15 protein-coding genes are annotated in these 13,884 nt (G+C 72.7%); 7 read left to right on the top strand and 8 right to left on the bottom strand.

The window, feature by feature from the left end; translation table 11 throughout:
- Window positions 1–12: 12 nt before the first annotated feature.
- The gene (locus BLT76_RS04670; protein ID WP_090851431.1) at window positions 13–1,383 is read right to left on the bottom strand and encodes an MATE family efflux transporter; all 1,371 of its coding nucleotides are present in this window, start codon (window positions 1,381–1,383) and stop codon (window positions 13–15) included.
- A 582-nt stretch (window positions 1,384–1,965) separates the two neighbouring features.
- On the opposite strand from BLT76_RS04670, the gene dnaB reads away from it, so the two are divergent.
- Complete coding sequence (dnaB, locus tag BLT76_RS04665) at window positions 1,966–3,255, top strand: replicative DNA helicase (RefSeq protein ID WP_244509276.1); 1,290 nt, start codon at window positions 1,966–1,968, stop codon at window positions 3,253–3,255.
- A gap of 131 nt (window positions 3,256–3,386) precedes the next feature.
- Here the strand turns inward: dnaB and BLT76_RS04660 are convergent, their stop codons facing one another.
- Both BLT76_RS04660 and BLT76_RS04655 read right to left on the bottom strand, forming a co-directional pair.
- Window positions 3,387–4,052: an SDR family oxidoreductase gene (locus BLT76_RS04660; protein ID WP_090851425.1), complete on the bottom strand. Its 666-nt coding sequence runs from the start codon at window positions 4,050–4,052 to the stop codon at window positions 3,387–3,389.
- Between the two features lie 162 nt (window positions 4,053–4,214).
- Window positions 4,215–4,637, bottom strand: a complete 423-nt coding sequence (locus BLT76_RS04655; RefSeq protein ID WP_090851422.1) for a hypothetical protein — start codon at window positions 4,635–4,637, stop codon at window positions 4,215–4,217.
- A gap of 416 nt (window positions 4,638–5,053) precedes the next feature.
- Here BLT76_RS04655 and BLT76_RS04650 point away from each other — a divergent pair, with 416 nt between their 5' ends.
- Genes BLT76_RS04650 through BLT76_RS26530 form a run of 6 tightly spaced genes read left to right on the top strand, consistent with a single transcriptional unit; the run spans window position 5,054 to window position 9,218 of the window.
- On the top strand, window positions 5,054–5,491 hold the full coding sequence (locus BLT76_RS04650) for a hypothetical protein (RefSeq protein ID WP_139175412.1): 438 nt from the start codon (window positions 5,054–5,056) through the stop codon (window positions 5,489–5,491).
- The gene (locus tag BLT76_RS04645) at window positions 5,491–6,816 is read left to right on the top strand and encodes a hypothetical protein (RefSeq protein ID WP_090851416.1); all 1,326 of its coding nucleotides are present in this window, start codon (window positions 5,491–5,493) and stop codon (window positions 6,814–6,816) included. Before BLT76_RS04650 ends, BLT76_RS04645 begins: the two co-directional genes overlap by 1 nt.
- A 60-nt stretch (window positions 6,817–6,876) precedes the next feature.
- The gene (locus BLT76_RS26665) at window positions 6,877–7,305 is read left to right on the top strand and encodes an ATP-binding cassette domain-containing protein (RefSeq protein WP_306457654.1); all 429 of its coding nucleotides are present in this window, start codon (window positions 6,877–6,879) and stop codon (window positions 7,303–7,305) included.
- The gene (locus tag BLT76_RS26660) at window positions 7,302–7,646 is read left to right on the top strand and encodes an AAA family ATPase (protein WP_306457655.1); all 345 of its coding nucleotides are present in this window, start codon (window positions 7,302–7,304) and stop codon (window positions 7,644–7,646) included. Before BLT76_RS26665 ends, BLT76_RS26660 begins: the two co-directional genes overlap by 4 nt.
- A complete protein-coding gene (locus BLT76_RS04635) occupies window positions 7,643–8,431 on the top strand; it encodes an ABC transporter permease (protein ID WP_090851413.1) in 789 nt (262 codons plus the stop codon). The genes BLT76_RS26660 and BLT76_RS04635 overlap by 4 nt, the downstream gene beginning before the upstream one ends.
- 4 nt (window positions 8,432–8,435) lie before the next feature.
- Window positions 8,436–9,218, top strand: coding sequence for a MerR family transcriptional regulator (locus BLT76_RS26530; protein ID WP_090851410.1), 783 nt, complete (start codon window positions 8,436–8,438; stop codon window positions 9,216–9,218).
- Here BLT76_RS26530 and BLT76_RS04625 read toward each other — a convergent pair.
- The 5 genes from BLT76_RS04625 to BLT76_RS04605 are packed head-to-tail and all read right to left on the bottom strand — an operon-like array spanning window position 9,193 to window position 13,867.
- On the bottom strand, window positions 9,193–9,579 hold the full coding sequence (locus BLT76_RS04625; protein ID WP_090851407.1) for a PLDc N-terminal domain-containing protein: 387 nt from the start codon (window positions 9,577–9,579) through the stop codon (window positions 9,193–9,195). The genes BLT76_RS26530 and BLT76_RS04625 overlap by 26 nt on opposite strands.
- A gap of 25 nt (window positions 9,580–9,604) precedes the next feature.
- Window positions 9,605–9,994 (bottom strand): MmcQ/YjbR family DNA-binding protein, encoded by a 390-nt coding sequence (locus BLT76_RS04620; RefSeq protein WP_244509259.1) that lies wholly within the window; start codon window positions 9,992–9,994, stop codon window positions 9,605–9,607.
- Window positions 9,991–10,656 carry a response regulator transcription factor gene (locus BLT76_RS04615; protein ID WP_090851401.1) on the bottom strand — a complete coding sequence of 222 codons (666 nt, stop codon included), beginning with the start codon at window positions 10,654–10,656 and terminating at the stop codon, window positions 9,991–9,993. Before BLT76_RS04615 ends, BLT76_RS04620 begins: the two co-directional genes overlap by 4 nt.
- Window positions 10,653–11,747 (bottom strand): sensor histidine kinase, encoded by a 1,095-nt coding sequence (locus tag BLT76_RS04610; protein ID WP_244509258.1) that lies wholly within the window; start codon window positions 11,745–11,747, stop codon window positions 10,653–10,655. Before BLT76_RS04610 ends, BLT76_RS04615 begins: the two co-directional genes overlap by 4 nt.
- Before the next feature lie 41 nt (window positions 11,748–11,788).
- Complete coding sequence (locus tag BLT76_RS04605; RefSeq protein ID WP_090851399.1) at window positions 11,789–13,867, bottom strand: MMPL family transporter; 2,079 nt, start codon at window positions 13,865–13,867, stop codon at window positions 11,789–11,791.
- Window positions 13,868–13,884: the final 17 nt, after the last annotated feature.

Below are 13,884 nucleotides of genomic sequence, written 5' to 3'. Positions count from 1 at the left end.
ACGGCGGAGTGCTCAGAGCCTCGACCGGTCTGGACCGGTGACCAGCCAGGCGTCACCGCGGGCGCGGTGCAGCAGGACCACCAGGCGCGCGCCCATGAAGAGGAAGGCGAAGCAGAGCCAGACGGCGACCAGCCCGCCACCGGCGAGGCCCGCGACCAGGAGCACGACCGGCGCGTAGACGACCAGCGTGACCACCCCGCCCCGAGCCAGGTAGCGCCCGTCGCCGGCACCGATGAGCACGCCGTCGAGGACGAAGACCACGCCGGCGATCGGCTGGGCGAGCGCGGCGACCACCAGCACGGGCACCAGCGCGTCGCGCACCGCCGGGTCGCCGGTGAAGAGATGGCCGAGTAGCGGGCTGCCCGCGGCGAGCAGCACCCCGCTCACCACCCCGCTGCCGACGCCCCACTGCACCATCCGCCGGGTGACCTCCCGGGTCCCGGTCGCGTCGCCGGCGCCGAGCAGCCGGCCGGTGATCGCCTGGGCGGCGATGGCGATCGCGTCGAGCACGAAGGCCAGGAAGGTCCACAAGGTGAGCGCCAACTGGTGGGTGGCGAGGTCGACCGACGAGTCGGTGGCGTCGACCGCCCCGAGGGTGACGGCGTACGTCGTGACCAGCAGCGCGGCCCTCAGGGTGAGGGTGCGGACGACGAGCGGCACCCCGGCCCGTCCGGCGGCCCGGATGCCGGCGGCGTGCGGCCGCAGCGAGGCCCCTTCGCGTCGGGCCCCGCGGACCACGACGACCAGCAGCGCGGCCGCGCTCGCGACCTGGGCGAGCACCGAGCCGATGGCCGATCCGGGCAGTCCGAGGCCGGCCACCGGGCCCGCGCCGTACACGAGCAGCAGGTTGAGCACGATGTTGAGCGCGTTGCCGCCGACGGCGACGACCAGTGGGGTGCGAGTGTCCTGGAGGCCCCGGAGCACCCCGGTCGCGGCGAGCATGATCAGCAGCGGGACGGTCCCGAGGAAGGCGATGCGCAGGTACGTCGTCGCGTGGTCCGCCACCACCGGCGACGGGCCGAAGGCCGCGACGACCGGTCCGCTGGCGGCGATGCCGACGACGGTCGCGACGGCGCCGATGACCACGGCGAGCCAGAGGCCGTCGACCCCCTGGGCGAGCGCCCCGCGCCGGTCCCCGGCCCCGAGCCGGCGGGCGACGCCGGCCGTGGTGCCGTAGGCCAGGAAGACGCACAGTCCGACCACGGTCTGCAGGACGACGGCGGCGACGCCGAGTCCGGCGAGCTCGGGGGTGCCGAGGTGGCCGACGATCGCGGCGTCGGAGAGCAGGAAGAGCGGTTCGGCGACCAGCGCCAGGAACGCGGGTACGGCGAGCCGCAGGATCTCCCGGTCGTGAGCGCGCCGCACCCAGGAGAGCCTAGTCATGTAAGGACCACCGAAGGCTTCTGGCCCCGACATGACTAGTCATCGACGGCGGTGGATAACCCACATCACCCTGTGGACGGAGTGTCGGGCCGGGCGCTTTGTCGACATGGCGACGGGCTACGTCCAGATGTCGGTCAGGTGAACGAGGCCCCGAGGGGAATTTCTTCCTCCACACGCAGGGGAGCGTGTTTGCGCAGGTCAGAGCGGTGATGGCGGCGTCGCGCGGCGTGTCGTCCACAGCGTCCTCCCCATCCTGTGCACATCTCCGTGCGTGTCGTCCACGCCCCCGACCGAGTTATCCCCAGGCCCTGTGGACAAGGTGGTGTCGCCGGGCCAGGCGAACGTCGTACGGTCCCCCGGTCGCCGTCGCCCGCGGCGGCCGCTGTCGGTGGTCGTCCCTACCCTCGGCACCATCATCCGAGGTCGATCCGGGCACGATCGTGGGAGGGCACGTTGAGCGTCACCGAGCAGTCCGGCCGAGAGTTCCCGGAGCCGTCGTTCGAGGACTGGGGCGACGGCCCCGTCTCGTACGCCCCGGGCGAGCGGCCGACCTCGCCGGGCGACCGCACCCCGCCCCAGGACATGGCCGCCGAGCAGTCGGTGCTCGGCGCGATGCTCATCTCCAAGGACGCCATCGCCGACGTCACCGAGAACATCCGCGGGACCGACTTCTACCGCCCGTCCCACGAGACCATCTACGACGGCATCATCGACCTCTACGGGCGGGGCGAGCCGGTCGACATGGTCACCGTCGCTGCCGAGCTCCAGCGTCGCGGCGAGCTCCAGCGCATCGGCGGTGCGTCGTACCTCCACACGCTCTCGGCGAACGTCCCGATCGCGGCCAACGCCGGTTACTACGCCGAGATCGTGCGCGAGAAGGCGATCCTGCGCCGGCTGGTCGACGCCGGCACCAAGATCGTCCAGATCGGCTACGCCGGCGAGGGTCAGGTCGACGACGTCGTCGACCAGGCCCAGGCCGAGGTCTACAAGGTCGCCGACAAGCGCACCGGCGAGGACTACGCGCCGCTGAGCGAGATCATGACCGGCGTCCTCGACGAGATCGAGGCGATCAGCAACCGTGAGTCCGGCATCTACGGCGTCCCGACCGGCTTCGCCGACTTCGACGAGCTCACGAACGGTCTCCACTCCGGCCAGATGATCATCGTCGCGGCGCGTCCTGCCATGGGCAAGTCGACCCTGGCCCTCGACTTCTGCCGCGCCGCCTCGATCCACAACAACCTGGCCAGCTGCTTCTTCAGCCTCGAGATGACGCGCGCCGAGATCACCATGCGACTGCTCTCGGCCGAGGCCAAGGTGCCGCTCAACCACATCCGCAACGGCAACATGACCGACGACGACTGGGTGAAGCTGGCCCGCAAGATGGGCGAGGTCTCGTCGGCCCCGATGTTCATCGACGACTCACCCAACATGACGATGATGGAGATCCGGGCCAAGGCGCGTCGCCTCAAGCAGCGCCACGACCTCCGGCTGATCGTGATCGACTACCTCCAGCTCATGTCGTCGGGCAAGAAGGTCGAGTCCCGCCAGCTCGAGGTCTCGGAGTTCTCCCGCCAGATCAAGCTGCTGGCCAAGGAGCTAGAGGTCCCGGTCATCGCGCTCTCCCAGCTCAACCGTGGTCCCGAGCAGCGCGCCGACAAGCGGCCGATGGTCAGCGACCTGCGTGAGTCCGGCTCCATCGAGCAGGACGCCGACATGGTCATCCTGCTCCACCGCGACGACGTCTACGAGAAGGAGTCGACCCGCCCCGGCGAGGCCGACCTGATCGTCGCCAAGCACCGCAACGGCCCCACCCGCGACATCACCGTCGCCTTCCAGGGCCACTACTCGCGGTTCGTCGACATGGCGCACTAAGCGGCGCGGCTGTCGAGATGTAGCGAACGTTTCGTTCCACTCGATGCATGAATACATGACTGAGCGACTCCACCTTCGCCCGCCCGTCCCATCGCACAGGACCTATCTTGACCAGTTGCGGTCCTGCCGGGTCAGTAGCGCGCCGAATACGCCCCGTCGGTTTGTAGCAGCTGGCCCGACACCCAGCGCCCTTCCTGCGAGACCAGGAACGACACGACACCCCCAATGTCTCGGGGGGTGCCCAGGCGCCCCAAGGGTGTGTACTCCGCGACCGAATTCCTCGTCTCGTCGTCCATCCACCCGGTGTCGATGGGCCCGGGGTTGACCACGTTGGCGGATACGCCGCTCGGGCCGAGCTCCCGTGCCGCCGATATGACGATCCTGTCGAGGGCCCCCTTCGATGCGCCGTACGGAAGGTTGCCGGTCGCGTGGTCACTCGTCATCGCGACGATGGCTCCACCCGTCGAGGGCACCTGCCGCGCAAACTCGGCGATGAGCAACATGCTCGCCCTCACGTTGACGGCGAGGTGGAGGTCGAGGCTCTCAGCCGTCGTATCGAGAATGCCGCTCTCGACGCCGTGAGCGTGACTGAGGATCAAGGCCTCGATCGGGCCTCGGTCCTTCGCCACGGTCCTCACCAAGGCGCTCGTGCTCTGGGCGTCGGCAAGGTCGCAGGGATAGTCACCAGCAACGAGGTCGCTGGTCGCGACATCCCACCCGTCTGCTCGTAGGCGCAGGGCAACCCCTGCGGCGATGCTGTTGACGCGGGCAGCTCCGGTGATGAGGGCAACGGGCATGGCATCACGCTAGTGGGAACCACTGACGCAGTTTCGGTCTGCCGGGAGCTGTCGCGATCCGACCTCGTCGCGCGCCGGCCAGACAAGCCAGATCGTGCAGTCTCCGGCGCCTACGACCGGGCAGTCTCCACTGCATCTCGACAGTCAGCGGCGGCTCGTCTGTCAGGCCGCCCACTGCGCGGACGCGAGGACTGAGTCGATCAGCTCCCGCTTCTCCCGGGCCGACAGCATCGGCGCGAGGGTGAAGCCGAGGTAGACGCGAGCTCCGTTGTGGATGGTGCCGAACTCCCAGAAGTCGGCCATCCCCCGCTTGCCGCGGATCTGATAGGCCTCGGCGCCGCCGCCCATCGTGACGTTCTCCACGCGCTTGAGGGCCGGGTCGTCGTAGGCCTTCAGGGCGTTCTCCGCGGCCTGGTCGAGCGTGGGGGCGGCGCTGTCGGGGGAGTCGCTGAGCGACACCCGGCTCCCGGTGGTCCCGTCGGTCGCCGAGGAGATGTCGGCGGACACGTTGCTCTCCTCGACCGTCCAGCCCTCCGGGAAGGTGAAGGTGACGTCCTCCTCCACCATCAGCCGGCTCGGGTCCACCGGCGGTGCCGTCGACGGAGGCGGGGTCGGCGAGGTGGACGGCGTCGTACTCGCCGACTCGTCAGGTGAGGTCGTGGGAGGTGCGGGGGCCGACGAGCTGGCGGTCGGGTCAGCCTCGGGGCTCGAGCTGCTGTCGCTGCAGCCAGCCAGCAGCAGCGGTACGACGAGCACCGACCCGGCGGTCGTACGGAGCGCGCGGCGAGGGCGCCCCGCAGGCAGTGGTCCAGGTCGTCGATTCACGCAGCTCTCGCTCTCCCGAGTGGGTCGTCTCACATCCGATGGAGGAGGCATACCCGCGCAGGTTTGGTCGCACACCGTCCCGGGAATCTCCAGACACGTCAGCCGTGACCCGTCCCGTTCGCCCGCGTTGGACAGCCGAAGGTCACCATCCCGGGGCTCGATGAGGAGGCACCGCCATGCTCGCTGCTGTGGACATCCTGCGCGGAGTCGGCGTCGACGAGGCGCTGCTCGCGAAGATCGAACGGATGCTGGAGGTCGACTCGACCAAGCTCAGCCGCCAGCAGCCCGTGAACGCCTCCGCCGGCAAGTTCGGCGGCTCCGGCGCTGGTGCCAATCTCGACCACCACGCCTCGACCGCCCACCAGCACGTCGTCGAGGCTCTCAACGAGATGGTCGCGGGACTGCAGAACTTCCACCTCGGGGTGCGCGACTTCGGCCGCTTCGTCGTCGACGCCGACGACACCGCACAGGTGGACACCACGCGCATCCAGCAGCGCACGGATGCCGCCCTCGACTGCGCCGGCGGCACCGACTTCCGCAACCAGCAGCCCACGACCTGCGCGGCTCCGTCCCCCGAGGACCTCGCCGGTTCCGACGACGAGGGAGACTCCTGATGGCCGGACCCCAGGAGCTCCGACTCCAGCAGGCGCTCAGTGGCGCGAAGCCCGAGCTCATCGACGCCGACGCCAAGGAGTGGGCGGACTGCGCCGCCCTGCTCAACAACATCGCCGACGACCTGGCCAACGCCCGGATGCCCGTGGAGCCCGGAGAGCTCGGACACCTGACGGCCGAGGCCATGCACAAGGCCTTCGACGAGAGCGCCGCTGGGATGCGCAAGCGCGCCCAACACCTCACCGACGGGGGCACGGCCCTCGCGAACGCGGCGATGGCGGTCTACGCGGCCGAGGCCGTGCGGAAGGGCGAGTCCGATGCCCCGAAGGCGCCGGTGACCAAGCCGCACCCCGACCCGGGATCCGAGGAGGCGCTGCGCGCCGAGGCCAAGGACCGCGCCGACCAGAAGGCGTATGAGCGTGCGGTGGCCGACCGCGAGGAGGCCTTCCGCAAGGCCGCGGACCAGCTCGACCTGACCTACGACGCGTCCGCCGAGACGATGAAGAAGATCCACGGCGTCCCCGACACCGAGATCCCGCCGCCCCCGCGAGACGAGAAGCAGCCCGGCCCCGGTGGACGGATGCCGGTCGGCGGAGGGTCGACTCCGCCTGTCCACGTCGGCGGAGGCGGGGGCGGAGGCGGAGGCGGGAACGGCTCGGGCGGCGGCGGGGACGGATCGACCGAGGTGCCCGTCCCGGAGGAGACCGAGCCGCCCAACCCCACGACCCCGACGACTCCCACGACTCCCACGACACCCGTGCCTCCTGGCGGCGGCGGTGGCGGAGGCGCTCTCGGCCCCGGGGACACCCCCGTCACGCCCGGACCGGGCGCGGGCGGTCCGGGTGCGCTCGGCAGCCCGACGCCGGCCGCGTCGGCCGGCGGGCTCGGTGCGGGTGCCGCGGCCGGTGCCGCCGGCATCGGCGCCGGTGCTCTCGCCGCCGGTGGGCTGCGCGGCGGACCGACGGCGGTCCCGACCGGCAGTGCCGGCAGCCCGACCGGCCGGTCGGCCGGTGCCGGGAGTGCCCGGCAGATCGGCGCGGGCGGTCGGGCCGGGACCAGCGGCGCGCTCGGCCGGGGACCGGCCGCCGGGACCGGGCAGGCAGGCGGCGCGCGTACCGCCGGCGGAGCGGGCAAGGCGGGCGGACGACGCGCCGGTGCCGCCGCGGGTGCGGGCAAGGCCGGTTCACGGGCCGGTGCCGCGTCCGGCGCCGGGGCCGGTGGCCGGTCCGGCAAGGCGAAGGACCGCGAGGCCCAGCGACAGGGGTCGGAGTTCACCGAGGACTGGGTGGACGAGATCGAGGACGCAGCGCCGCAGGTGCTCGAGTAGCAAGCACGGGGCGGGAAGGGGCTTGACCCTGACGCAGCGTCAACCCCGCACGCTGCTCGCATGACCCCTTCCACCCCCGCGATCGAGGTCGCCGGGATCGCCAGGTCGTACGACGACCACGCCGTCCTGACGGGCCTCGACCTCACCGTGCCGACCGGCACCGTCTACGCCCTGCTCGGGCCCAACGGCGCCGGCAAGACCACCCTGGTCCGCATCCTGTCCACGCTCACCACCGCCGACGCGGGCACCGCCCGCGTCGCCGGGTACGACGTCCGCCGCGAGCCCGACGGGATCCGCCGCTCGATCGGGCTGACCGGCCAGTTCTCCGCGATCGACGAGCTGCTGACCGGCCGCGAGAACCTGCGCCTGATGGCCGACCTGGCCCACCTGCCCCGCTCCGATCGGGCCGCGCGGGTCGACGGGCTGCTGGCCCGCTTCGACCTGACCGAGGCGGCCGACCGGCGGGCGGCGACGTACTCCGGGGGATGAAGCGGCGCCTCGACCTGGCCATGACGCTGGTGGCCCGGCCGCGGGTCATCTTCCTCGACGAGCCGACCACCGGGCTGGACCCGCGCAGCCGCCGCGACCTGTGGCGGATCGTGCGTGAGCTGGTGGCCGGCGGGGTGACGGTCCTGTTGACGACCCAGTACCTCGAGGAGGCCGACCAGCTCGCCGACACCGTCGGGCTGCTCGACGGCGGCCGGATGGTCGCCGAGGGCGCGCCGGCGGAGCTGAAGGCCCGGGCCGGCGGCGACACGCTCGACGACGTGTTCCTCGCCCTGACCGGGCACGGCGTCACGCCGGAGCCGGACCAGGAGGCGGCCCGATGAGCACGATGACCCTCGCGGCCCGCGACTCGGCCACCATGCTGGGCCGTCAGCTCAAGCACCTGCGCCGCTACCCGTCGCTGACGATCATGCTGATCGCGCAGCCGGTGCTCCTGCTGCTGCTCTTCGTCTACGTCTTCGGCGGCACCATGGGCGCCGGACTCCCGGGCGGCGACGGACGCGCCGACTACCTCGACTACATCTCGCCGGCGATCCTGGTGATGACGGTGGCCTCGGTGGCGCTCAGCACCGCCATCCACATCGCGAAGGACGCCACCGAGGGGATCATCGACCGGTTCCGCACCCTGCCGATCGCGAAGGCGTCGGTGCTGACCGGTCACGTGCTCGGCGCGCTCGTGCAGACCGCGGTCGCACTGGTCGTGGTGCTGGGCGTCGCGCTGCTGCTCGGCTACCGGCCGGACGCCGGGCCCGGCGGCTGGCTGGGCGCGCTCGGCCTGCTCCTGCTGATGACGGTCGCGTTCACCTGGCTCTGCCTGCTGCTCGGCCTGGCCGCGGGCAGCGTCGAGACGGCGAGCAACACCCCGATGTTCCTGGTGCTGCTCCCGTTCCTCTCCAGCGGCTTCGTCCCGACCGACACCATGCCCGCCGGCCTGGCCTGGGTCGCCGAGAACCAGCCGTTCACCCCGATGATCGACACTCTCCGCGCCTGCCTGGCCGGGACGTCCCCGGGCGACGCGGCCGGGTGGGCGGTGAGCTGGTGCGTGCTGATCACGGTGGCGTCGTACGCCGGGGCGCGTCGCCTCTTCACGGCGGCTCGGGCAGGCTGAGCGCGTGCTGACGATCGGCCAGCTGGTGGCGTACTCCGGGGTGACCATCCGCGCCGTGCGGCACTACCACCAGGTCGGGCTGCTGCCCGAGCCCGAGCGGGACGCCTCCGGCTACCGCACCTACACGGCGCCGGACGTCGTACGCCTGGTCCGGATCCGCACGCTGGCCGAGGCCGGGGTGCCGCTGGCTCGGGTGCAGGACCTGCTCGAGGCCGGCGAGGAGGAGTTCGCGGCGGCGGTGGCCGACCTCGACCGGCGGCTGCGGGCCCAGGTGCGCGAGCTGCAGGAGCACCGCCGGCGGATCGCCCGGCTGGCCGCGGGCGACAGCCTCGCGCTGCCGCCCGCGGTCGTCGCCTACCTCGACCGGCTGCGGTCCCTCGGCGTACCCGAGGCGATGGTGGCGGGCGAGCGCGACGCCTGGATCGTCATCGCTGCGCGGTGGCCCGAGCAGATGGGCTCCTTCATGGCGGACAAGAACGCCCAGCTCGACGACCCGCGCACGGTGCGCCTCTACCGGATCCTCGGCGAGCTGATCGAGCACGGCCTGGACGAGGACCGGCTGGTCGAGCTGGCCGACCTGATGGCCCAGCAGATGGCCGAGTACGTCGCCGGGGGAGGGACCGGCGACGTCGCGGCCATGTCGGACGACACGGTCGTGGACCTGCTCGACGCCTGGGCGGACGCCTCGCACCCGATGGTCGAGCGGCTGCGGGAGCTCCTGGCCGAACGGGGCTGGACCGGGTGGATCCGGATCGAGCCCGCTACCCCGCCAGCGCCCGGGCCTTGAGGCCCTCGAACTCGCGCTGGTCGATCACCCGCTCGTCCAGCAGCGCCTTGGCCCGGGCGATCTCGTCGGCCGGCGACGTCGAGCCGGCCGAGACGGAGCGGATGTAGTCCTCGGTGGCGTCCTGCGCCCGGCGGGCGGCGGCCGCGCTGCGCTCCGCCATCCCCCGGCCGCGGGCGACCAGGTAGACCAGCGAGGTGAGCAGCGGGAGGACGACGAGGAAGAAGACCCAGACGGCCTTGACCAGGCCGCTGGTGTCGCGGTCCCGGAAGAGGTCGGTGATCACCTGGAAGAGCACCACCAGGTAGGCCATCAGCAGAAAGAACGACACGGTGAACCAGAAGAAGTCCCAGAACGAGTCCATGGGCGCGATCGTGGCCCGTCTCCGCTCAGGGCGGGCCACCCGAACCGGGTGAGGGAGGCCGCGGGACGAGGGTCGCGAGCCGCTCGGGCGCGCGCAGGCAGTAGGCGTCGGTCAGCAGCTCGGCCAGCTCGTCCCAGTCGGTGCCGTCGTCGAGCACCAGGCCCACGACGTCGCGGCCGTAGCCGGCCCGGAAGTACGGCGCCCCGAGGTGCTGGAAGGCCATCACCTCGTCGGGCTCGGCGCGGAAGGTGATCCGGACCAGCCCGTCCTCGCCGCCGAACGCGTGCGCGACGCTCTTCGACGCCACCTGCCACTGCACGCCGACCCAGGCCTCGACCCGCTCGCACTCGGGCAGCGCCTCGAGGACGGCGGCGATGCGTCGTACCCAGGCGGCCGGGACGTCCGGGCGGCTCACGATCCGGCGCTCACGAGGCCGGCCTCGTAGGCGGTGACGACCAGCTGAGCGCGGTCGCGGGCGCCCAGCTTGGTGAGGATCCGGGACACGTGGGTCTTGGCCGTCAGCGGGGACAGGACCAGGTGCGCGGCGATCTCGTGGTTGGACATGCCGCGGCCGACCAGGGCGAGGATCTCGCGCTCGCGCGGCGTCAGGTCGGGGAGCGCGACCGGAGGGGCGGGGACCGGCGTCGCGGGCGCGGCGACGTACGCCTCGATGAGGCGGCGGGTGACCTGCGGGGCCAGCAGCGCCTGGCCGTCGTGGACCAGGCGTACGGCGTCGAGGAGCGCCTGCGGCTCGATGTCCTTGAGCAGGAAGCCGGAGGCGCCGGCGCGGAGGGCGCCGAAGACGTACTCGTCGAGCTCGAAGGTGGTCAGCACGACCACCTTGGTCGCGGCCAGCGCCGGGGTGCCGGTGATCCGCGCGGTGGCCGCGAGCCCGTCGACGCGGGGCATCTGGACGTCCATCAGCACCACGTCGGGGGCCGTCTCCGTCGCCAGCCGGACCGCCTCCTCGCCGTCGGCGGCCTCGCCGACGACCTGCAGGTCGGGGTCGGAGTCGAGGAGCGCGCGGAAGCCGGCGCGCACCAGCGCCTGGTCGTCGACCAGCAGCACCCGGATCACACCGACACCTCGACGGGGAGCGTGGCCGCGACCCGCCAGCCGCCCTCGGGGCGCGGCCCGGCCTCGAGCGAGCCGCCGACCGCGAGGGCGCGGTCGCGCATGCCCGCCACGCCGGCGCCGGTGCCCGTGGCCCGCAGCGGCGCCGGGGCGCTGCCGCCGTCGTCGACGACCTCGATGACCACGTGGTCCCCCTGGCGGGTGACCCGCACCCGCGCGGACGTCGTCCCGGAGTGCTTGAGGGTGTTGGTCAGCGCCTCCTGGACGATCCGGAAGCCGGTCGCGTCGACCGAGGCCGGGAGCGCCCGGGCCGCCTCGTCGATGTCGACGCTCAGCCGGAGGCCGGTCCCCTCCAGGTCGGCGAGGTCGGCGAGCCGCTGCACGGGCAGCGCGACGGCGTCGGCGCCGGCCTCGGCGTCGCGCAGGACGCCGAGGACCGCGCGCAGGTCGGTCAGCGCGTCGCCGCTGACCTGCTTGATCGCCCGTAGCGCGGCGTGCGCCTGGGCCGGGTCGCGGTCGATCAGGTGCGCCCCGACCCCCGCCTGGACGTTGATGCTGACCATGGCGTGGGCGACGACGTCGTGGACGTCGCGGGCGATCCGCAGCCGCTCCGCCGAGCCGGCCTTCTCGACCAGCGCCGCGGTGTAGGCGCGGCGCTCGTGGTTGGCGACACCGAGCGCGAACGGCAGCCCGACCGCCGCGAGGTAGCTCGCCGTCGGCCAGCTGAGCAGCACGTGCGGGCTGTAAATCTGCAGGATCACGAGCGTGAGGGGCAGCGCGAGGGCCGCGACCAGCGCCGCCGTACGACGGCCGCGCTGGTCGGCCAGGGTGAAGGCGCAGATCACGGCCGGGGTGGGGATCGTGTTGTAGACGCTGCAGGTCTCCATCACCGGGAACAGCAGCGCGAGGACCGCGAAGAACGTGGCGACCGGCCAGCGCCGTCGTACCAGGACGGGCAGGGAGGCGGCGAGGATGGTCACCACGGCGAGCACGCTCGGCTCGGCCTTGGGTCCGACCCACAGCTCGACCAGCATCGCCCCCGCGCACAGGGTGGCGAGCGCGACGTCGAGGCGCGTCAGGCCGAACCGGGTCACCCGCGCAACGGTAGTCGCGGGTGACCCGGCTCGGGAGGCTGTCACGGAGTGAGCACCAGACGGTCGGCCGGCTTCTCGCCCTCGGACAGGCCGACCCGGTCGTGGACCCGGCGCAGCCACATCGGCGCCCACCAGTTCCACTTGCCCATCAGGCCCATCAGGGCCGGTACCAGCAGCGAGCGCACGATGAACGCGTCCACCAGGACGCCGACCGCCGTCGCGATGCCGATCTGCTGCATGAAGGAGATCTCGCTGGTGCTGAACGCCCCGATCGCGACCGCCAGCAGGATCGCGGCCGCGGTGACGATGCCGCCGGTGCGGCCCAGGCCGGTCGCGACCGCCTCGCGCTCGGTCAGGCCGGAGTCGCGGGCCTCCTTGATCCGGCCGAGGAGGAAGACGCCGTAGTCGGTCGAGAGGGCGAAGACCAGCGCGGCGGCCACCAGGAAGTTGGTCGGCTCGATGCCCCCGTTGGGCGTGTAGCCGAGCAGGCCGGTCAGCCGACCGCCCTGGTAGATGAACGCGATCGCGCCGAGGGCGACGCCGACCGTCAGGACGTTCATCACCACCGCCTTGACCGGCAGCACCACCGAGCCGGTCATCAGCCAGAGCACGAGCATGGTGAGTACGACGAGCAGGCCGACCGCGAGCGGCAGGCTGGCGGCGATCGCGGCCTGCTGGTCGACGAACTCCGCGGCCGGCCCGGTCACGAGGGCGTCGGCCCCGGTGCTGCCGGCCAGGTCGCGCACCTCGGCGACCACGTCCTGGGCGGCGTTGCCGGCCGGGTCGCCGTCGACGACGAGGTCGAGCTGCCAGACCCCGCTGCCCAGCTCGGTCGCCTGGGCCGGTGCGAGCACGCCCGGGAGTGCGGAGGCGTCCGTGGCGAACGCGGCCACCTCCGCCGGGTCGTCGCTGCTGACGGCCACGGTGACGGGGGTGCCGGCATCGCCGTCGTACTCTGCCTCGAGGGTGTCGCTGACGATGCGGGCGCTGAGGTCGGTGGGGACGACGGTGCCGTCGACCGGGGTCCAGCTGGCCTGGAGGGCCGGGGCGGCCAGGACCAGCATCACCGCGGCGGTGCCGGTGGCGACCAGGCCGGGGCGGCGCATGACGGCGTGGGAGAAGCGGTACCAGCGGCCCTCGGTCGCCGCCTCGCCCCGGGTGCGGCGGGCCAGTCGGGCCCCCCAGAGGCTGAAGATCGCGGGGGCGATCAGCAGCGAGGCGGCCGCCGCGACGACCGCGACCGCGGCGCCGGCGATGCCCATCGAGCGCAGGAAGCCCATCGGGAAGACGGCCAGGGTGGCCAGCGCGACCGCGACGGTCGCGGCGGAGTAGACGACGGTGCGACCGGCGGTGGCCATGGTCGTGCGGACCGCGGCGGCGGTCGGGCCCTGGCGCTGCAGCTCCTCCCGGTAGCGGCTCAGCAGGAACAGGCTGTAGTCGATGGCCAGACCGAGGCCGAGGCCGATGACCAGGTTGAGGGCGAAGATGCTGAGGCCGTAGACCTGGTTGGCGCCGGTGAGCACCAGGAACGTGCCGAGCACGGTCGCGATCCCGACGACCAGGGGCAGCACCGCCGCGCGCCCGCCGAAGATCAGGATCGAGAGCAGCACCAGGATCGGCAGGGCGAGCAGCTCGGCGCGGGTGAGGTCCTGCTCGACCTGCTCGCCGAGCTGGAGCCCGGCGACCGCGGACCCGCCGACGGTCACCGCCTCGTCGTCGGCGAAGGCCTCGACGACGTCGTGGGCGACCACCTCGTCGTCGACGCCCGCGGTGACCGTGCCGAGGACCAGGGCGGACGAGCCGTCGGTCGACGTCCCGCCCGGGGTGACCTCGGCCAGGCCGTCGATCCCGGCGAGGGTGTCGGCGACCGCCCCGGCGTCGGCGGCCGGCTCGACGAGCAGCACGAGGCCGGCCGAGGCCTGCTGGCCGGTGGCCGCCTCGATCCGCTCGACCGCACGGGCGGACTCGGCGTCGGCCGGCGCGAAGCCGCCGTCACTCTGCAGCGCGCCGGCGACCGGTCCGCCGATCACACCGGCCAGGGCGACAAAGAGGAGGATCGCGGCGAGCGAACGCCGCGGGAAGGCGTGGATCGTGGTGAGGAGCCGTTCGACTGGTTTCATGCCACGACCCTCGCCGT

This window comes from Nocardioides lianchengensis, assembly GCF_900101465.1.
Lineage (GTDB): Bacteria > Actinomycetota > Actinomycetes > Propionibacteriales > Nocardioidaceae > Nocardioides > Nocardioides lianchengensis.
The sequence above is the reverse complement of the archived record's forward strand: the minus strand, read 5'-3'. Positions and strand labels throughout refer to the sequence as shown.